This is a genomic window from Kitasatospora sp. NPDC085895 (assembly GCF_040702125.1).
GTDB lineage: Bacteria > Actinomycetota > Actinomycetes > Streptomycetales > Streptomycetaceae > Kitasatospora > Kitasatospora arboriphila.
In genome coordinates this window covers 28,920-47,763 of record NZ_JBFBJY010000068.1, presented here as the reverse complement: position 1 = coordinate 47,763, position 18,844 = coordinate 28,920, and the positions used below count along the sequence as shown (strand labels likewise).

Sequence of the window (18,844 nt, the reverse complement as noted above, 5' to 3'; positions counted from 1 at the left end):
GTGGGCCCGGGGGGGTGCGGCGGGGGGGGGCGGCCGTCGACGGCCGCCCGCCCCACCAGGCTAGGACCGGCCGGCCGGCCCCGCAGGGGCGCCCGTCACCTGGGCAACTGGGCCCGGATCGCCCGGTCGGCCGTGGCGACGGCCGGCTCCACCGGATCGCCCTTGACCGCCGAGTAGAGCAGGGCGTTGAACGGTCCCCAGACGGCGGACATCTGGGGGAGCGACGGCAGCGGCACACCGGTCTTCGCGGCCTGCTCGAACGCGGCGAGGTCGGGGTCGGCGGCGCGCGCGTGGGCGAGGGCCTCCTTGAGGGCCGGCATGCGGGGCTCGGCCTTGTACAGGGCGTCGGCGAGTTCGACGGAGCCGAGCGTGGAGAGGACGAACTTCTGGGCGAGCTCCTTGTGCGCCCCCTTGCTGGCGACGAAGAACGACTGGACGCCGACGAACGACCGGGCGGGGCCGTTGCCCTCGAAGCCGGGCACCGGGGAGACGGCGTACTTGGTCCCGGCGGCCCGCACGTCCGCCAGCCGCCACGGGCCGGACACCAGGAAGGGCGTCTTCCCCGAGGTGAAGGCGGCGGCGGTGCTGTCGGAGGTGGAGGAGCGGCGCAGCACCCCCTTCCCCTTCTCCCCCAGCGACGCGATCTTCTCGATGGCGGCGACCGAGGAGGGGTGCCCGACCCCGAGGTCGGCCGGATTGGGGTTGCCGCGCCCGTCGTCGCCGAACAGGTAGCCGCCGGCGGAGCTGAACAGCGGGTACATGTGGTACGTGTCGCCGGACTTCCCGTCCGCCTGGCTGACGGTGTATCCGACCGCCTGGGACACCTTGCCGGCCTTCCTGAGCTCCTCCCCGGTGGCCACCAGGTCGTCGAAGGTCGCGGGGGCGTCGGGGACGAGCGCGGTGTTGCGGAACAGCACCAGGCTCTCGACGGCGTAGGGGATGCCGTAGAACTCGCCGTTGTACATCACCGCCCTGCGGGCGACGTCCAGGTAGTCCTCCATCTTGTTGTCGAGCACCAGGACGGGGTCGATGTAGCCGTTCAGCACGAGGTTCCCGATCCAGTCGTGCGCGCCGATCATGACGTCCGGGCCGGTGCCGGCCTTGGACGCCTCGACGAACCTCTCCTGCTGGTTCTCGGTGACGGCGACGATCTCGGCCTTGGCGCCGTGGGCGGCGGCGAAGGCGTCCGCGAAGGGTCTGAGCGCCTCGGCGCGCTTCTCGTCGGCCCAGATCACCAGTGTCCCGTTCGGGGTCGCGCCGGAGGCGGAGCCGAAGAACGAACCCGAGCCGCAGGCGGTCAGGCTGAGGGACAGGCAGATCGTGGCCGCGATGAGGGGGAGGCTTCTGCGCACGCGTCGCTCCGGGTCGATGAGGGTGGGGGCATCCGCCGAGCCGGCGTGCGCAGAAGTTAGCAACGCCCCTCCGCCCTGGCAACGCTTTTCAGCAACTTTCGCTGCCGCTTCCAATCCCCTTGCACCGCCGGGGCGCCCGGTGACGGGAGTCCGCACACGTTGCTTCCGTGCGGGCGCCCGCATTCCGCCGCTCAGTCACGCTGGGTGAGAGCGTGTGCGGCCTGAGTTGCCGCCGGCGGGGGCCCGGACCAGGGTGGTCGGCGGGCCGCCCCTCCCCGGAGCGGCCGTCTCCGCGATCATGAAAGGGATCGACCCATGTCCGTGACCCGGACCCTCCGCACGGCCGCCCTCGCGGCCGTCCTCGCCACCGGTGCGCTCGCCGCCGCGGCTCCCCAGGCCTCCGCCCTCGGAGAGGGCAGCATCCGCATCGTGGACGGCCGGATCGTCGAGGACGGCGCCGCCGTCGACGTCACCGTCTCGGTCTCCTGCCCCGCCGGCGACGTCCGCGCCGTGCTCGTCCGCGCGATACAGGGCGTGACCGGCTCGGTGGACGCCGCCGGTCCGCAGCTTCCGATGGTGACCTGCACCGGCGAGCCGCAGGACGTGGTCGTGCGCCTCGCCGCGACCCCCTACGTGGCGGGCGTCTCGGAATGGCAGCCGGGCACGGCCTACGTGACCGCGTGGCTGTCCGGCGCGGCGACCGACAACGACCTGTTCGAGGAGATCGAGCTCGTCTGAGGCCCGCTCCCCGACCCGTTCGGGGCCGCCCGGCCCGGGACCGAACCCCGGACCGGGCGGCCTCCGCCGTCCCCGCCCCGGGCGCGCCGCCCGCAAAGGCCTACCGGTGCCCGGTCGACAGCGCCTGCTTCTGCAGGTCGCCCAGGACGTCCTCGGGTCCGCGCAGGGCCAGGCCGGCGTTCTTCTTGATCTCGGCGGAGATCGCGTCCCAGCCGGTGTCGCCGAGGGGGTAGAAGGTCGCCTGCGGGAGCAGCGCGAGGAACGGTTCGAGGTCGCGGTGCCGGCCGCCCGTGGTCATCTCCTGCAGGGTGTCGTGGGTGACGGGCATCAGGTTGTACGCCTCGTCGAACTCCAGCGTGTTCTCGCCGGTGTACACGAAGTCGAGGAACTTCTTGATCTCCTTGCGGTGCCCCCACTTCTTGAAGGCCATCATCCAGTCCGCGACGCCGAGCGTGGACTTCAGCGGGCCCGTCCGGCCGGGGATCGGGACGATTCCGTAGTCGATCCCGCCGTCCTCGGAGAGCTTGATGAGCGACGGGTGGCCGTTGAGCATCGCCACCCGTCCGGCGGCGAAGTCCGCGAAGGCCGTCCGGCGGTCGGTGCGGGCGGGATCGGGATAGGTGAGGCCGGGGGTGACGAGATCGTTCCGCAGCCAGCTGAAGGTCTCGGCGTTCTGCGGGGCGTCCAGTGCGTAGCGGCCCGACCGGTCGGTGAATCCGCCGTCGTTCCCGAGTTCCCAGATCAGCGTTTCGGCCTGCGCCTCCTCCGGGCCGAGCGGAAGGGCGTACGGAACGGTGCCCGGCACCTTGTCCTTGATGCGCCGGGCGTCCTTGCGCAGTTCGTCCCAGGTGGTCGGCGGTTCGGTGATGCCGGCCCGGCGGAAGATCGCCTTGTTGTAGAAGAAGGCGCGGGCCGAGGAGACGAACGGGATGCCGTACTGGATCCCCTCGACCTGTCCGGCCTTGGAGAAACCATCCAGGAAATTCGCCTGGGTGCCGATCGACAGGACGTCGGAGGCCTTGTAGAGCAGGTCGTCGGCGACCTTGTCGGCGTACCCGCCGGTCTGCAGCAGGTCGGGGACGTCGCCGCTGCGGATCATCTCCTTGACCTGCTTGTCGATGTCGTTCCAGTTCACCACCCGGACGTCCACCCGGACGTCGGGATTCGCGGCGGTGAAGGCCGCGGCGAGCCTGTTCCAGTAGTGCTGGGAACTGTTCGCGTCCTTGTCGCCGTAATCGGCGGCGACCATGCGGATGGTGACCGCCGCCCCGGATCCGAATCCCGTCGCCGAACAGGCGGTGAGCGTCAGGGAGCAGGCCAGCGCCGCGGTTAAGGCGCGCGGCAGATGTCGTTCCATGGGGAATCGCCTTCGAGTGGTGCCGCACGGGCGGCAGGGCCGGGGACAGGGCGACGCCCGGGAATCCCGCCGGGTGTCGGCGAGGAGTCCACAACCGGTCGGCCACGCGCATTCCTGGTCGAGGAGGGCGGCGAAACGTGCAGGGACGGCCGGGCGAATGGGCGAAAGTCTCGACCAGTCCCGACCGCGGACTCCAGCGCGGTTACCGAATCGTTGCCCCGCGTGACCACCCCGACGCGCTCCGCAGCGGCCCGGAACCCGGCGCCCGCCCCTGCGGACGCCGGGCCGTCGGTATGCGACGGGGTGTCAGAAATGCTTCGGGCTACCGGCCTTGGGCGCACTGCGGCCGGTCGCGGATGTGATGCAGGCTACGCGGCGGTACGTCTTGACCGGCTCCGCCCGCCGCTGCCACGGTGGTCCACACCTGTTCGGCCGGCCTCGCGGCGGAGCCGTCCACCGCCCACCGTCGACGCACCCCCGGGAGCCCCCCATGCCGTGGCACAGCGCGCGGACGTGCCGGGGCACGCCGGGCGCTCCGGGCAGGCCGGGGGCCGCGGGTGTTCCGGGTGTTCCGACGGGCGCGGGTGTCAGGAGGTGACGGAGGCCGGCAGCACCTGGGAGACCTGCACCGACCCGCCGCACGGCTGGAAGGCGAACGGCACCTTCTTGTCGGCGTCCGCCAGCGGGTCCAACGGCGCACGGAAGGCGAAGCCGGCCGCCTTCGGGCAGGGCGCGTCACCGGTCGGCACGTTGCTCCACTTGAGGAAGAACGCGGCGGTGCCGCCCGGAGCGAGCACCAGTGTGCCGCCGCTCCCGCCGAGCCCGCCGAAGCCGGCCGGGATCGCCCCCACGGCCACCGACAGCGCCGGCGCGCCGGGGGGCGCGTACGGCGCGAGGGTGGGCCGTCCCGTCAGCGAACAGGGCGCCGAGGACACGTTGGTGAGCACGAAGCGCTGCACCATGGTGCCGGCGGCACCGTCGGAGGTCGAGGCGGTCACGCTCAGCATCGGGTTGACGCAGTGCTCCACCTCTCCCCCGCCCCCGCCGGGGGTGGCCGTCGGGGTGGGCTTGGCGGAGGTCTTGGCCGGGGGCGTGACCGCGCCGGTGCTCTTCCCGGGCGAGGCGGAGACGGTGGCGGTGGAAGCGGAGGCCGCGGCCGAGGGGGCGGCGGAGACCGCGGTCGTCCCCACGGCGTCCCCGGCCGTGCCGGTGCCGTCGCCGTTGCACCCGGCCAGCACCAACGGGGAGGCGAGGGCGAGCAGCACGGCGAGAGCTCGACGGCGAGTGTCCACGACAGGGCCTTTCGTTCGGTCGGTCCGGCCACCGGGACGGCGCCGGCCCGCGGCGCCCGTCGGAGCCCGCCGGACGCCACCGCCCGGAAGGACGCGCACCGCGGACGGCCGGTTGCCGCCACGGCACACATCCCACACCCTGCGAGGGCTCCGATCCAGCACGGAACGATCACCGCTTCCGCACGGAACCGTGCACAGAGGGGCCCGAGCTGAAAGGTCGTCGACGAACCGACCTGTCGATTCCCGCCTCAGGCCCGGAACGGCGCGACGATCCCGAGTACCCTCGCGCCGCCTCCGGGGACGGCGCTCTCGTTCGGGGCGAGCAGGTCGCCGACCGGGAGCAGGGGGAACGCATCGGTCATCCGGCCCATGAGGGACCACCGCCCCGCCGCCGTGGCCACCGGGCCGGTGTCCTACGGTGGGCGGCTCGGAGAGGAGGTGCCGGCCGTGGACGTTCCGGTGCGGCTCGTGGTGGACCTGGTGCGCGACCGGGTGGTCCCCGGTGCCGTCCGCCTCCGTGCCCGGCGGCGCCGTGCGCTGCTCGGCGGCGGCACGCCCGTCCGGGTGCCCGGACGGCTCGCGCTGCGCTCGCGGCTGGAGCTGCTGGACGACGCCTCCACGGGTCGGCTCACCGTCGAGCCGGGCGGTGCGGCCGTCCGCTTCGACTTCGGCAGGGCGGCGCCCCCGGTGGAGATCCCGACCGGCGGCCCGGTCGTCGTGGCCACCGCGGCCAAACCCGACCGCTGGGCATCGGCGGTGGCCCGGACGGTGCTCCGCTACGAGTCCTCCCCCGGGCGGCCGGTCTGGATCGAGACGACGGCCGCCGACGCCCCGCTCGTCCGCCGGGCCCTCACCGGCGGCCGCTGAGCCCGCCGGAAGCCCCCGTCGCCACGGGCCGGGCGACGCCTTGACCCTCACACCGTGTCAGGCGGTGCACTCGGAGACACCATGTTCACCATCGGAGACTTCGCCCGGCACGGCCGCGTCTCGGTCCGGATGCTGCGGCACTACGACGCGATCGGCGTGCTGCGCCCGGCCCGGGTCGACCCCGTCACCGGCTACCGCCACTACACGGCCGCGCAGCTCGCCCGCCTCAACCGCGTCATCGCGCTCAAGGACCTCGGTCTCACCCTCCAGCAGGTCCAGGCGATCCTGGACGAGGAGGTCGGCACCGAGGAGCTGAGGGCCATGCTCCGGCTGCGGCGGGCCGAACTCGAGGCCGCCGTGACCGCGGCTGCGGCGCGGCTGGTCCAGGTCGAGGCGAGGCTCCGAGCGATCGAGAGCGAGGGGCGCATGCCCACTGACGACGTCGTCCTGAAGCACGTCCCGGCCGTCCGGGTGGCCGAACTGTCCGCCGTCGCCGCGAGTTACGAGCCGGAGGACGTCGGGCCCGTCATCGGCCCCCTCTACGACGAGCTCTTCCGGCGCCTGGCCGTCGCCGGGATCACCCCCACCGGCCCCGGCATCGCCCACTACGAGGACGCCCCGGAGGGCGGCGGCCGGATCGTCGTCCACGCGGCCGTCGAGGTCTCCGCCCCGCTGCAGGACGGCGAGGTCACCGTGCTCGACCTGCCGCCCCTCGAACGGGCGGCGACCATCGTCCACCGCGGCCCGATGGACACCGTCCTCCCCACCGCCCAGACCCTCGCCCGCTGGATCGACGCCACCGGCCACCACGCCCCCGGCTACCCCCGCGAAGTCACCCTGGAGTGCCCGGCCGACCGCAACGACTGGGTCACCGAACTCCAGGCACCGGTGACCCCGGCCTGACGGCCGGTCGCATCCCACCGGGGGAGTCCCGGCACGGGAGCCCTTCCCTGTCGTCCCCCGATCGGGCAGAGTGCCCACCGTGCTGATGATCTTCTTGGTGCCACTCGCGTGCTGGCTGCCCGCCGCCGGGACGGGCCGGGTGCGGTGGTCCGTGGCGGCGCCACTGGCGGCGTGCGCGGGGCTGCAGATCGCGGCAGTGGAGCGGTGGACGCCGACAGGGCTGCGGCTGACCGCGCTGGTGGCGGGCGGGATCGCCGTCGCGGCGGTTCTCCTGGCCGGCCTGGCGGTCGACCGGCCGTGGCGGGGTACCACCGGGCCCCGCAGGGCGGCCGGCACCGCGGCGACGGCGGCCTGCGCCGTGCTGGTGGGGACGGTGAGCGTGCTGGGGGCCTTCGCCCTGGGGCTGGGAGGGCCCCCGGCCGAAGTGCCCCCGGCGGCGGAACTGCCCGCGCTGCCCACCGGGCTGGCCCTCTCCGGCGACGAGGACCTGGGCTGCGGCGGCGGCTCCTCGACCTACTGCGGCCGTCGACTGCATGTCCGGGGCACCGCCGGCCAGGGCGGTGACGAGGTGGCCCGCCGACTGCACGACCGGCTGATCGCCACCGGCTGGCCACTCGTCCCGGGCGACCCGGGCAAATGGCAGGGCTGCCGCGCCCGCGGCCTGCTGCTCGACCGCCACGAGCTCTGCCTGTCCCTGGAGAGCGCCCAGGACGGGGTCACCGTCCTGCTGGAGACCGGCGACACCTGGAGCTGAGGATCCGTGGGTCGGCGGTCAGAGCCGGGTCGCCCAGCCGAAGGTGCGGAGGTAGCTGCGGCGGAGCAGCTCGCGGCGGCGGTGGCCGCGGGCGGCGGAGGTGGCGAGGGCGGTCAGGAAGAGGGCCAGGACGAGGCCGAGGACCGCCGCCGCGGCCGGCGGTCCGGCGAGCAGGCCGGCGCCGACGGCTGCGGCGAGGACCACGGCGAGACCGAGGTGGGCGGCGGGCAGGTCGGTGCGCACGGCCTCGCGGTCGCGCAGTACCCGCACCGCAGCGGGCTCGGTCATCGGCCCTTCGGGCCACTGCTTGTGCACGGCCACCACCCCTTCGTCGGTCGGCACAGCTTAAGGCCGGACGTCCTGGTGGCCTCCGCCGCCCGGGCCGGACCGGTCGGAGCGGGCACGGTCGAAGCGGTCCTGGACGGCCAGCACGGCGTCGCCGTGGGCGGCCGACCGGGCTCCGAGGGCGTGGATCGGGTGCACGGTGCCGATGGCGCCGGGCGCGGTGGACGACGGGGAGCTCTGACACGGGACCCCGCGGCGGCCGGCCGGAACGGGCAACGGCCGGCCGCCGCGGGGCAGGATGGGTGTCAGGCCAGGTCGAGGCCCGGGTAGAGCGGGAAGCCGGCGAGCAGGTCGGCGGCGCGCTTGGCGACGGCGTCCCGGACCTGGGGGTCCAGCACGTACTGGGCCTTGGAGGGTGCGCCGGCGGCGGTGGTGGCCGGGGCGGTGCCGCGCAGGGCGGTGTCGATGAGGTCGGCGATCTCGTCCATCTCGGCGGTGCCGAGGCCGCGGGTGGTGAGCGCGGGGGTGCCGATCCGGACGCCGGAGGTGTACCAGGCGCCGTTCGGGTCGTCGGGCACCGAGTTGCGGTTGGTGACCACGCCGGAGTCCAGCAGGGCGGCCTCGGCCTGGCGGCCGGTCAGGCCGTGGCCGGAGACGTCGATCAGCACCAGGTGGTTGTCGGTGCCGCCGGTGACCAGGGTGGCGCCGCGGCGCAGCAGGCCGTCGGCGAGGGCCCGGGCGTTGTCGACGACCTGCTGCGCGTAGCTGCGGAACTCGGGGCGGCGGGCCTCGGCGAGGGCGACGGCCTTGGCGGCCATCACGTGCGAGAGCGGGCCGCCGAGGACCATCGGGCAGCCGCGGTCGACGTGCTCGGCGAGTTCGGAGGTGCACAGCACCATGCCGCCGCGCGGGCCGCGGAGCGACTTGTGGGTGGTGGTGGTGACGATCTGGGCGTGCTGCACCGGGTCGAAGTCGCCGGTGAGGACCTTGCCCGCGACCAGGCCGGCGAAGTGCGCCATGTCGACCATCAGGGTGGCGCCGACCTCGTCGGCGATCTCGCGCATCAGGCGGAAGTTGACCAGCCGCGGGTAGGCGGAGTAGCCGGCGACCAGGATGAGCGGGCGGAACTCGCGGGCGGTGGCGCGCAGCGCGTCGTAGTCGACGAGGCCGGTGGCCGGGTCGGTGCCGTAGCTGCGCTGGTCGAACATCTTGCCGGAGATGTTGGGGCGGAAGCCGTGGGTGAGGTGGCCGCCGGAGTCCAGGGACATGCCGAGCAGGCGCTGGTTGCCGAGTTCGCGGCGGAGTTCGGCCCAGTCCTCGTCGGTGAGGTCGTTGACCTGGCGGACGCCGGCGCGGTGCAGGGCGGGGCTCTCGACCCGCTGGGAGAGCACGGCCCAGAAGGCGACGAGGTTGGCGTCGATGCCGGAGTGCGGCTGGACGTAGGCGTGTTCGGCGCCGAAGAGTTCGCGGGCGTGCTCCGCGGCGAGGGCCTCGACGGTGTCGACGTTGCGGCAGCCGGCGTAGAAGCGGCGGCCGACGGTGCCCTCGGCGTACTTGTCGCTGAACCAGTTGCCCATGGCGAGCAGCACCGCCGGGGAGGCGTAGTTCTCGCTGGCGATGAGCTTGAGGGAGGCGCGCTGGTCCTGGATCTCGGCGCCGATGGCGTCGGCGACCCGGGGCTCGACGGCGCGGACGGCATCGACGGCGGCGCGGAAGGCGGTGCCCGCGGTGGGGTCGACGGCGGTGTGGGGTGCGGCGGGGTAGCCGGGCGTGGCCAAGGCTGTCTCCTCGTGACGACTCGGACGGCCCAGGCGCACGGCGACAGCGTGAGACACGGAGCCGCTCCCCGATGGTCGAATCCATCCCTGCGCGCCAGTCACGGCTCACCGGGAGCGTACCAACCGTGCGGGGCGGGCGGCGCGGGGGTCCGTTCCGCGGACGGGCTTGCCCGGCGGGCGGGGTGGGAAGGGACGCTGCGGGGGCCCGTGCACCGGGGGCGGGCGACGGGGACGAACGGGGGGACGGCATGACGAAGCGTGATGTCCGCAAGGGCGTGGTGCGGCGCGGGGTGCTCGCGCTGGCCGCCTGGTGGCTGTGGATGCCGCTGGTGGCCCTGCTGGTGTGGGTGGTGAAGCACTTCCTGTTCGGCGGGTTCGGCCAGCAGGACCAGAGTTACGTGCTGCTGGTCGACCAGGAGTTGTTCCCGCACGGCGGGCTGCTGGACGCGGCCCCGCTGTTCTGGCTGTGGGTGGCGGTGGGGCTGCTCGGCACGGTGTGGGGCGTCGCCTTCGTCGCGGACGAGTCGGGGGCCGGGTTCCGCGGGTGGCGGGTGCGGCTCGTAGTGGCGGTGGTGGTGCTCGCGACGGTGGGTTCGCTGGTGCGGGCGGGCACCGGGATGTGGGACGACGACAAGGACGCCGGCCGGTACTACGCCCGGGCGACGGTGCTGGACGTCCCGGCCGGCGGATCGGCCGTGCCGCGTTCGGTGCTGGCGGTCACCGAGCACACCCGCTCGGGCGACGGCGGCCGCTGCGACCTGGTCGGCACCGCCGACGTGCCGGCCTGCGTGAAGACCGCGCCGATGCCCGACTTCGACTTCGAGGCGCGCACCGCCTCGTACGCGGCGGCGACCAAGGCGCTCACCGACAGCGCCGGTCTGGCCTCCGGGGTGCACCTGATGGGGCACAGCCTGCATTACCTGCCGGACGCCTCGCAGGGCGGCGGGGTGTGGACGGCCCTCCTGGACGGCTCCGGCGAGCAGCCGATGGAGGGCGTCGCGGTCTGGGACGGCCGCTCGAACACGGTGGCCACCTGCGCGTTCGGCGGCGACCGCGCCTTCGGCCGGGCCTTCTCCGGGACGGGCGCCAACAGCCTGCGCAACCTGCTCGCCGAGCGGTTCCCCGGGCTGGTCTACAGCGAGCAGGACGTCTGGGGGTACTGCGACGGCCCGGACCCGCGGACGGCCCGACCGGTGGTGGTGATCTCGGTGGCCCGGCAGATCGGCTGGATGCAGCGCACCGTGGTGGAGCCGGCGGGGGTGCTGGTGCTGCGCGGTTCGGCGGACGGCAGGCCGGACATGACGTACCGCGAGGAGGTCGCACCGGGCGAGCTGCCGGGGGCGGTGTACCCGGGCTCGGTGGTGCGCGCGCAGATCCACGAGGTGCAGTGGCTGGGCGGGCGCGGCGCGAAGGACGACCGCGGCTTCGGCTACTCCCACACCTCCGCCTCGACGAACGCGGACAACCCGGGCGAGTTCCTGCTGCGGTCGAAGAAGGACGGCCACCTGTACTACGTGACGCCGCTGGTGCCGCGGGAGAGCTCCTCGCAGCTGGTGGTGGCCTTCGCGGTGCTGCAGGCGGACCGGACCGGCGGCGGCCTGAACGACCTGCACGTGTACGTGCGCGGCGACGACGCCCCGTCGGTGAACCTGGACGTGCTGGCGAGCCGGATGGTGTCGTACATGGCGCAGCAGACCTCGATCACCATCAGCGCCGGCGCGGGCGGGGCCTTGCAGGAGATCGTCCCGTTCGGCCGGGACATGTGGCGCGGGTTCGTGGACTTCAACGGGCAGACCCAGGACTACATCGACCTGTCGGGCGACGCCACGGTGAAGCCGAACCTGGTGTCGCTGAACGGCAGCATCACCGCGCCCGGCGGGCAGCCGACCCCGGCCCCCGCGACCCCGGCGCCCTCGGCGACGGCGCCCGCGCCGTCCGCACCGGCGCCCACCGCGCAGGCGCCCGCGCCCGGCGGCGGGTGCGGCGGCGATCCGACGCAGCTGACGACGGCACAGCTGGCGGCGTGCGTGGCGGAGCTGTCCCGGACGTTGCAGGGGCGGGTGCAGGAGTCGGGGACGGCTCGGCCCTGACGATCGCGGTGATCGGCGGCGCGCTGCCGTGGGAGGATGCCTGTGGGGCTGTTGACCAGGGTGTTCGTCCGGCACGGCGGCGGCCGCCGGCGTCCGGGGGTGCGCCGTGCGGTGTCGCGGGGCGGCACGGCGGTCCGGCCCGGGCCCCGCAGCTCGTGCCCGTGGAGGAGGCCGGCCATGACGAACCGACGCGAACGCTGGGAGCGGCACACGCAGCTCCCGCTCATCGCGCTGTCCGTGCTGTTCGCCGTCGCCTACGCGGTGCCGGTGCTCGCGCCGCAGGCGCCCGGCTGGGTGCTGCAGGGGGCGGCCTGGGCCGAGTGGGCGGTGTGGGCGGTCTTCGCGCTGGACTACGCGACCCGGCTGGTGCTGGCGGAGCGCCGCTGGGAGTTCGTCCGCCGCAGCCCGCTGGACCTCGCCTCGGTGCTGCTGCCGCTGGTGCAGCCGCTGCGGCTGCTGCGGCTGGTGTCGACGCTGCTGCTGGCGGGCCAGCGGGTGCGGATGGCCTCCCAGGTGCGGCTGACGACCTACGTGGCGGGCGTGGTGCTGGGTCTGCTGGTGTTCGGTTCGCTGGCGATCCTGGAGATCGAGCGGAGCTCGCCGCACGCGTCCATCCGCACCCTCGGCGACGCGCTCTGGTGGTCGTTCACCACCATGACGACGGTGGGCTACGGGGACCTGACGCCGACCACCGGTCTCGGGCGGCTGCTGGCGGTCGCGCTGATGCTGTCGGGGATCGCGCTGCTCGGTGTGGTGACGGCCAACATCGCGGCCTGGTTCGTGGCCCGGTTCGAGGCGGAGGACCGGCTGGACCACCTCAACCACCGGGCGATCCAGGACCTCACCGCCGAGGTCCGCGAACTGCGCCGCGAGCTCGCCGAGCTGAGCCGGCAGGCGGAACCCGGCGGGGAGCCCGCCGGGCGCGTTCCGAGCGGCTGACCGGCCCGCGCGGGCGCCGTACGGCCGGCCCGCGGGGCGGCGTGCGGCCGTCGCGGCGTCAGCCACCGTTCAGCGTGGCGTCAGCCGCCGTTCAGTGCGGCGCCGAGCAGCTTCCCGGCGGCAGCGGCTGCGGGTTGAGGTCGGACACGGCGCGGGCGGTGAGCGGCAGGTGCGGGAAGAGGACCTCCCAGAGCCTGGCGTCGGTGCGCGCCATCAGGCGCAGCAGGCGCGCGGAGTCGAGTCCTGCGTGCACGGTTCCCTCCTCGGGATCCCTGGGTGACGGGCCGTCAGACACCCCCCGTTCAATGTGATCTGCGGCACAGTAGCCGGGCGGCGCGCCGGGCGGCGGCGGGGTTCTCCGCGCGGCGGCGACCGCCTGGTGCGTGCAGCGACGAACCCTCGGACGCGGGCCGTGCGCGGGCCCGCCGCACACCGCGGCCGGCCGGCCGCAACCCCGCGGACCGGCCCGCCGTCTCCCTCCGCGACCCCTGCCGGAGCGCCGCCCGGCGGCCCGTGCACCGCCCGGCGGGACGCGTTGTCCGCGGGTGGCGCTAGGTTTCCGACATCACCGCGGCGGGGTGTTGTGACCCCCGGTCGGCTGCGGGGGTTTCCGACGACTTGGCAGAGCACGAGGTGGGGCCGTAATGGGTTGGGTGGCGGCGGGCGACGGGTACGAGGTCGCCCTGGTGGAGGGCCGGGTGACGGCGCGGTCGACGTCCGGCCGCTCCGCGGGCAGGCAGCTGAAGTCACTGCCGAAGGCGGTGCGGGAGCACCCGGAGACGGACCGGCTGCGCCGGTTCGCGACCTGGCTGGAGCGCCACGCGGCGTCCTGCCGGGAGCAGGTGGACGCCTGGATGGTGTCCTCGCTGCCGGTGCCGACCGGGCTGCTCGCCCGGGTCTGGCCGGACGAGGCCTGGCAGGCCGCGCTGCGTGACCTGGTGGTCGTCGGCGACGGCGAGGACGAGGTGGGCTTCCTGCGCGACGCCACCGCCGACGGCGAGCTGCGGCTCGTCGACCTGGACGGCGAGACCGTCCGCATCTCCCCCGCCACGGTCACCCTGCCGCACCCGGTGCTGCTGGAGGACCTGGAGGACCTGCGGGAGTTCGCGGCCGAGCTCGGCGTCGTCCAGGGCGTCGACCAGATCCACCGGGCGACCTTCCGCAAGCCCGACGAGGTGGCGGAGAAGGCCACCGAGGTGAAGGACTTCGCCGGTGGCAGGTTCCCGTCGCGGTTCGGCCTGGCCGCCCGCGCCACCGCGCTCGGCTACCGGGTCTCCGGCGGCTACGCCACCATCCGGGTCCGGGACGGCGAGCGGACGGTCGAGCCGGCCGTGTGGATCGGCGAGCCCTACTGGGACGGCGATTCGGAGACCGGCGCGCTGTGCTGGCGCGACACCGAGGGCCGGGCGCTGACGCTGCCCGAGGTCGGGCCGGTCGCCTGGTCGGAGGGGATGCGGATGGCCGCCGCGCTGTACGCGGGCCGCACGGTCCAGGAGGGGAAGAACGCATGAGCACGCACGAGGACACGGGGACGGGCCGCACGATGACCGAGGAGCAGGCCGCCGAGCTGCTGCAGGCCGGGGCCGTGCTGCCGCCCGGCACCGCCGGCGCCGGCGAGCGGGCGGTGCCGCTGACCGCCCGCACCTACCGCCACCCCGGCCTGGACGGCCGGATCGTGGTGCGGCTGGTGCCCGCCGAGCTGGGCGCCGCCGAGGACCAGGCCGTGGGCTTCCTCGGCCTGCAGCCGGACGCCGAGCCGGCCGAGGTCGGCCTCGGGCTGCGCCAGGCCCTGGGCTTCCCGGAGTGGGTGCTCGCCCACCACCCGGAGGACGGCCACCACGCGCTGGGCATCGTGCCCGAGCTGGAGCGGATCGCCAAGCAGGCCGCCTCCCGCCCGAAGGCCGCCCTGGAGGCCTACCAGCAGCTCGCCGAGCGGCTGGCCGAGGCGGTGCCGCACTTCCTGCCGACCTACTACGAGCAGGCCGGCCGGGTCTTCCTCGGCGCCGAGAACAGCCAGTTCGCCGCCCAGATGTTCGCCCGCGCCCGCAAGGCCGAGGCGCAGCACGGCCTCGTCCTGGACGAGCAGCGCCTCGACGCGGTCTTCCTGGAGTTCGCGCTGGCCGGCGCACTGCCCGTCAAGGTGCTGTCCGGGTACGCCAAGGAGCTGAGCGCCCGGGTGCCCGCCGCGGAGGCCTTCGACCGCTTCCGCCGGCTGTGCGTGCGGCGCACCGCGGGCGGCCTGGAGCCGTCCGCCGTGATGGCCACCGACCTGCGCCGGCTGGCCCGCGCGGCCGGCGCCGACCCGGAGGCCGCCGAGGCCGCCTACCTGGACGAGCTGCTGACGCTGCCCGCCACGCTGCGCGCCGCCGCCGGCTGGTGGAAGCGCCACCGCGACGCCCTGGTGGCGCTCGGCCGCACGCCGTCCGCCCGCGGCCGGCTGCTCGACCTGATGCCGACCGGGTACGACCCCGAGCTGTCGGGCCTGTGGCTGGACGTCCTCGTCGAGTCGGGCGCGGCCGCCGGCCTCTACGAGGACGTGCCGGACGAGGAGCGCCCGGCGGACGGCACCGCCGGCTGGTTCGAGCGCTTCCTCGGCTGGCGCAACCACCGCTGGGGCACCCGCGCCCGGATACCCGCGTTGCTGCCGCTGGTCGAGCGGGCCGCGGAGCGCCTGCGCGCCGAGCACCTGGCGGCCGGCACCGCCGTGCGCGTCACCGAGACCGACGTCAACCTGCTGGACACCCTGCTCGCCCTCGGCGTGCCGGTCGCCGACCCGGCCGAGCACACCGCGCTGCGGCTGGACGTCTGGGCGCAGGAGGACGAGCAGCGCGACCTGACCGCGCTGGAGGCCGACCCGCGCTTCCGGCCGGCGTTCCGCAACGGCGCCGACCGGATCAACAACGACGTCGACGGCCGGCGTGCCTTCGCCCTGCTGGCGAGCTCGCCGGGCGGCCGGCCGATGCTCGCCGAGTGGATGGCCGGCGTCGCCCGGCAGCCCCGCGCCGCCGGCCTGCCCGACCTGCCGAACGCCTTCCAGAAGCTCGGCTGGCTGCCGGGCGAGGTGCTGGTGCTGGCGGAGGAGGAGGTCCGCGCCGCGGCCTCCACCGACCTGTCGGCGGTGGTCGCCCGTTCGCTGCGCGCCGGCGTGATCGACGAGCTGGGCTGGCCCGCCTGGGACGAGGCCGCCGCGGAGCTCGTCGCCCGCAAGGACGTCGACGACATCGTCGTCGCCGACGCCTGGCCGCACCTGATCGCGGCCGGTCCCTCGCAGGCCCGGGTGCTCGGCGCCGACGGCACCGTGCTCCGCCACGACCTGCGGATCCCCGCCGGGGACTCCTCCGAGACCGGCTTCCACTACGTGGACGGCTCGCTGCTCGTCCACTGGCAGTCGCAGGCCAACAACCGCCGCTTCCTCGGCTACTGGCACACCGCCGCGGACCGCGTGTTCACCATGCCTGAGAACACCTCCCGGCGCGGCACCCGCACCTACTGGCTGGGCTCGCTGAACAGCCACAGCCTGCCGCTCGACGGCGGCGGGCGCACCGGTGGCAAGGGCGCCGTGCACGCCGGGGACACCGCGCTGCCCGGCGAGCGCCGGATCATCGGCGACGGCCGCTCCTTCTGGGTGTGGGCCGACCCGGGCGGCGACGCCCCCTACACCTGGCACGAGTACGACCCGGCGACCGACACCGTCGGCCGGGCCGCCGACCCCGCCTTCCTCGCCGACGCGCTGCAGGACGCCCCGGCGGGCAGCAAGGCCTGCGGCGGCTGGGTGATGCCCGCGCCGACCGGTGACACCACCCCCTCCGGCGCGCCGGTGGACGGCCTGCTCGGCTGGCGCACCCTCACCCTGCCCGACGGCTCGCACCGCGGCGAGGACCTCGCCGGACGCGGCATCACCCTGCCGCCCGGCCGGGGCTGCCCGCTGCGCCTGGTGCAGTTCCCCGGCGCCGACCGGCCGCAGGCCGTCGTCCGGGACGGCACCTACGGCGTCCGGCTGGTCGACGCGGACGGCGCCACCACCGCGACCGTCCGCACCGACGACGTCCCGGGCGTGTTCGCCGAGGGCACCCTGATCCTGCCGCCGCTGCGCTACTGGCACTATCTGCAGCCGCGCGACCCGCAGGGCTCCGCCGCGCTGCGCCGGCTCGACGACGGCACGGCCGCCGCCCTGCTCAAGGCCGCCGCCGAGGACGACCCTCAGCGCCCCGCGGAGCTCACCGCGGCGATCCGCGCGATCCTGCCGGAGGTCACCGACGAGCGGCTGCTGGCCGGCATCGCCGGACTGCTGCGCTACGCCGCCGCCCCGCAGCAGCGGCTCACCGCCGTCGCCGAGCGCCTGGAGCTGGAGCTCTCCGGCGGCGCCGCCCCGGTCGAGGAGGCCCCCGGCCCCGGCGACCAGGAGCTGCAGACGGCGCTCAGCGGTCTCGGCATGGCGTCCAACTGGTACAACACCCAGCAGAGCCGCTACACCGCCGAGCAGGTGCGCTTCCTGGCCCGGGCGGCCTCCCCCGACGCCGAGGCCGCGGCCCCGGGCACGGTGCACCTGGACGCCACGGAGACCCCGTACGTGCGGGTGGACTGGGAGCAGCTGCCCCGGCTGACCGCGGCGACCGCGTTGCGCGCGGTGTCCGCCACCAGCACCCCCGAGGACCGCGCGGCGCTGCGCGGCCTGTTCGAGGTGCTGTCCGGGGTGGGCCTCACCGACCCGACGGGGACGGCGCACTGGCGCACCGCCAGGCTGCACGTCGGGGCCGTCCACCTGGCCGACCGCGACGGCTCGACCCGCAACGGCGACCGCGACATGCTGCTGCCGCTCGGCGGCGGCGCGTTCCTGCTGTTCGTCGACGGCGACGTGGCGGCCAACGGCGACACCGAGTCGACCGTGCTCTTCCACGACCCGTCCGGCCGCTTCGAGGCGCCGGCGCCGTACACCCTGCTCTCCTGCGAGCCGCTGGAGGGCGCCGGGAACGACCGGGCGGCCGCGCTGCTGGCGTACGCCGCGGACCGCGAACCCGCCCCGTGGTTCCCGGAGGCCGCCGAGCGGTTCGCCGAACTCACCGGTGTCACCGGCACCATGGCCGCCCTGGTGGTGGCCGGCCTGCCGCAGGTCGAGAAGTGGGAGCGCAACTTCCTGCCCGCCGACACCCGGGCGCTGCTCGGGCTGAAGGTCGCCGACGCGGCGGTCGCCCGGGACGAGCTGCGCTCGCTGGGCGCCGCCACCCGGCGCCGGCTGCTCACCGCCCTGGTGCCCGCCGACCCGGCGCTGCTCTGGACGGTGGGCCCGGACGTCGAGGCCGCCGCGGCGGTGTGGAACGAGAAGCTGGGCCGTCGCGTCGCCGTCCCGGAGGCGCTGCTCGCGGAGGCCGTCCGCGCGGTCCGCACCGGCTGGGCGTCCCGTGCGGCGCTGGGCGCCGTCCTGGACCCGGCCGCTTCGAAGGACCTGACGACGGACCTGGAGTGGCACGTGCAGCGGGACCGGGTGGTGCCGGTCGAGCCGGGCTCCGGCTTCACCGCCGCGACGCTGGTCGGCGCGGTGGCGATGGCCGGGTGGCTGGCCCACCGGCTGCCCGCCGGCGACCCGCTGCGGGCCTCGCTGCCCGCCGCGCTGGCCGCCGTCCGCGACCGGCTCTCCCACCCGGGGCTGATGCTCGACCTGGGCCGCTACGTCAGCCTGCCGAGCTTCCGCAAGGTCGCCGGCGCGCCGACCGAGGTCGGCGAGGGCTACGAGCGGTACGGCGCGGTCGTCATGGCGACCCACGACAGCCAGCCCGCGCCGGGCATCCGCACCGCCCTGCTGGACGCGGCCGGCGAGGACCCGTACCTGCCCGCGCTGCGGGAGAACGCCGGCGAGCCCTTCCCGGCGGAGGCGGCGCTGAAGGCCGTCCGCTCGCCCGGCTTCGAGGCGCTGCTCGGCGACCCGGGCGACCCGGCGGCCGGCGAGCGCGGTGCGGACGGCACCTGGTGGCCGCAGGACCCGTCCCGCTCGGTGCCCGACCTCGTCGAGGAGGCCGCCGCCCGGCACGGCCTCGGCGCGGACGCCGCCGCGCTGTACCTGATGCTGCTGGCCATGCCCGACCCGACGGACCGCAACACCGCCCGCTGGACGGGCTGGAAGCCGGCCCGGCTGAAGGCGGCCCGGGCCGAGCTCGCCGCGACCGACCTGGTCGTGCAGGCCTCCCGCACCCGTGCCGGCCGGACGCTCTTCCTGCCCGGCGGCTGGACGGAGCAGCGCAGCCCGCACCTGCCGCTGGAGACCTGGAAGCTCCCGCTGCTCGGCGGCGGCTCCACCGCGCTCGGCGTGCTGCTGCCGGCCGAGCCGGCCGCGGAGCTCTACCGCCGGGCCTGGCAGCGCCTGCTCGACGGCGACCTGCCCCGCTTCGGCGAACTGAAGGCGCCCAAGGCCCGCCGCGGCCGCCGCCGCTGACCGAGCGCCGGCAGCCCCCGGGGGTGCGGCACACCGCCGCGCCCCCGGCCCCACCCGTTGTT

General features: G+C 75.3%; 15 protein-coding genes and 1 riboswitch. Of the genes, 8 read left to right on the top strand and 7 right to left on the bottom strand.

Annotation, left to right across the window (positions count from 1 at the left end; all coding sequences use genetic code 11):
* Positions 1-95 precede the first annotated feature (95 nt).
* Positions 96-1,352 carry an extracellular solute-binding protein gene (locus AB0442_RS31605; RefSeq protein WP_366167043.1) on the bottom strand — a complete coding sequence of 419 codons (1,257 nt, stop codon included), beginning with the start codon at positions 1,350-1,352 and terminating at the stop codon, positions 96-98.
* A gap of 315 nt (positions 1,353-1,667) precedes the next feature.
* Here AB0442_RS31605 and AB0442_RS31600 point away from each other — a divergent pair, with 315 nt between their 5' ends.
* Positions 1,668-2,090 carry a hypothetical protein gene (locus AB0442_RS31600; RefSeq protein ID WP_366167042.1) on the top strand — a complete coding sequence of 141 codons (423 nt, stop codon included), beginning with the start codon at positions 1,668-1,670 and terminating at the stop codon, positions 2,088-2,090.
* Positions 2,091-2,190: 100 nt separating this feature from the next.
* Here AB0442_RS31600 and AB0442_RS31595 read toward each other — a convergent pair whose 3' ends face one another.
* Both AB0442_RS31595 and AB0442_RS31590 read right to left on the bottom strand, forming a co-directional pair.
* Positions 2,191-3,447, bottom strand: a complete 1,257-nt coding sequence (locus AB0442_RS31595) for an extracellular solute-binding protein (RefSeq protein ID WP_366167041.1) — start codon at positions 3,445-3,447, stop codon at positions 2,191-2,193.
* Positions 3,448-4,034: 587 nt separating this feature from the next.
* Positions 4,035-4,739: a DUF4232 domain-containing protein gene (locus AB0442_RS31590; protein ID WP_366167040.1), complete on the bottom strand. Its 705-nt coding sequence runs from the start codon at positions 4,737-4,739 to the stop codon at positions 4,035-4,037.
* Between the two features lie 369 nt (positions 4,740-5,108).
* Here AB0442_RS31590 and AB0442_RS31585 point away from each other — a divergent pair, with 369 nt between their 5' ends.
* The 3 genes from AB0442_RS31585 (at position 5,109) to AB0442_RS31575 (ending at position 7,263) form a co-directional block, all read left to right on the top strand.
* On the top strand, positions 5,109-5,606 hold the full coding sequence (locus tag AB0442_RS31585; protein WP_366167039.1) for a hypothetical protein: 498 nt from the start codon (positions 5,109-5,111) through the stop codon (positions 5,604-5,606).
* Between the two features lie 81 nt (positions 5,607-5,687).
* Entirely contained in the window at positions 5,688-6,509 is an 822-nt protein-coding gene (locus AB0442_RS31580) for a MerR family transcriptional regulator (RefSeq protein WP_366167038.1), read from the top strand.
* Between the two features lie 79 nt (positions 6,510-6,588).
* Positions 6,589-7,263 carry a hypothetical protein gene (locus AB0442_RS31575; RefSeq protein ID WP_366167037.1) on the top strand — a complete coding sequence of 225 codons (675 nt, stop codon included), beginning with the start codon at positions 6,589-6,591 and terminating at the stop codon, positions 7,261-7,263.
* An 18-nt stretch (positions 7,264-7,281) separates the two neighbouring features.
* On the opposite strand, the gene AB0442_RS31570 is transcribed toward AB0442_RS31575, so the two are convergent.
* The 3 genes from AB0442_RS31570 to AB0442_RS31560 form a co-directional block, all read right to left on the bottom strand.
* Entirely contained in the window at positions 7,282-7,605 is a 324-nt protein-coding gene (locus AB0442_RS31570; protein ID WP_366167036.1) for a hypothetical protein, read from the bottom strand.
* A gap of 3 nt (positions 7,606-7,608) precedes the next feature.
* Complete coding sequence (locus tag AB0442_RS31565) at positions 7,609-7,746, bottom strand: hypothetical protein (protein WP_366167035.1); 138 nt, start codon at positions 7,744-7,746, stop codon at positions 7,609-7,611.
* A gap of 107 nt (positions 7,747-7,853) precedes the next feature.
* On the bottom strand, positions 7,854-9,326 hold the full coding sequence (locus tag AB0442_RS31560) for a glycine hydroxymethyltransferase (protein WP_366167034.1): 1,473 nt from the start codon (positions 9,324-9,326) through the stop codon (positions 7,854-7,856).
* Between the two features lie 20 nt (positions 9,327-9,346).
* Positions 9,347-9,438, bottom strand: a riboswitch (ZMP/ZTP riboswitch).
* A 136-nt stretch (positions 9,439-9,574) separates the two neighbouring features.
* On the opposite strand from AB0442_RS31560, the gene AB0442_RS31555 reads away from it, so the two are divergent.
* The gene (locus AB0442_RS31555) at positions 9,575-11,416 is read left to right on the top strand and encodes a hypothetical protein (RefSeq protein WP_366167033.1); all 1,842 of its coding nucleotides are present in this window, start codon (positions 9,575-9,577) and stop codon (positions 11,414-11,416) included.
* Between the two features lie 177 nt (positions 11,417-11,593).
* Positions 11,594-12,355, top strand: coding sequence for a potassium channel family protein (locus tag AB0442_RS31550; RefSeq protein WP_366167032.1), 762 nt, complete (start codon positions 11,594-11,596; stop codon positions 12,353-12,355).
* A gap of 91 nt (positions 12,356-12,446) precedes the next feature.
* Here the strand turns inward: AB0442_RS31550 and AB0442_RS31545 are convergent, their stop codons facing one another.
* Positions 12,447-12,608 carry a hypothetical protein gene (locus tag AB0442_RS31545; protein WP_366167031.1) on the bottom strand — a complete coding sequence of 54 codons (162 nt, stop codon included), beginning with the start codon at positions 12,606-12,608 and terminating at the stop codon, positions 12,447-12,449.
* Positions 12,609-12,999: 391 nt separating this feature from the next.
* On the opposite strand from AB0442_RS31545, the gene AB0442_RS31540 reads away from it, so the two are divergent.
* On the top strand, positions 13,000-13,866 hold the full coding sequence (locus tag AB0442_RS31540) for a DUF4132 domain-containing protein (protein ID WP_366167030.1): 867 nt from the start codon (positions 13,000-13,002) through the stop codon (positions 13,864-13,866).
* Positions 13,863-18,782, top strand: a complete 4,920-nt coding sequence (locus AB0442_RS31535) for a DNA-binding protein (protein WP_366167029.1) — start codon at positions 13,863-13,865, stop codon at positions 18,780-18,782. Before AB0442_RS31540 ends, AB0442_RS31535 begins: the two co-directional genes overlap by 4 nt.
* Positions 18,783-18,844 lie beyond the last annotated feature (62 nt).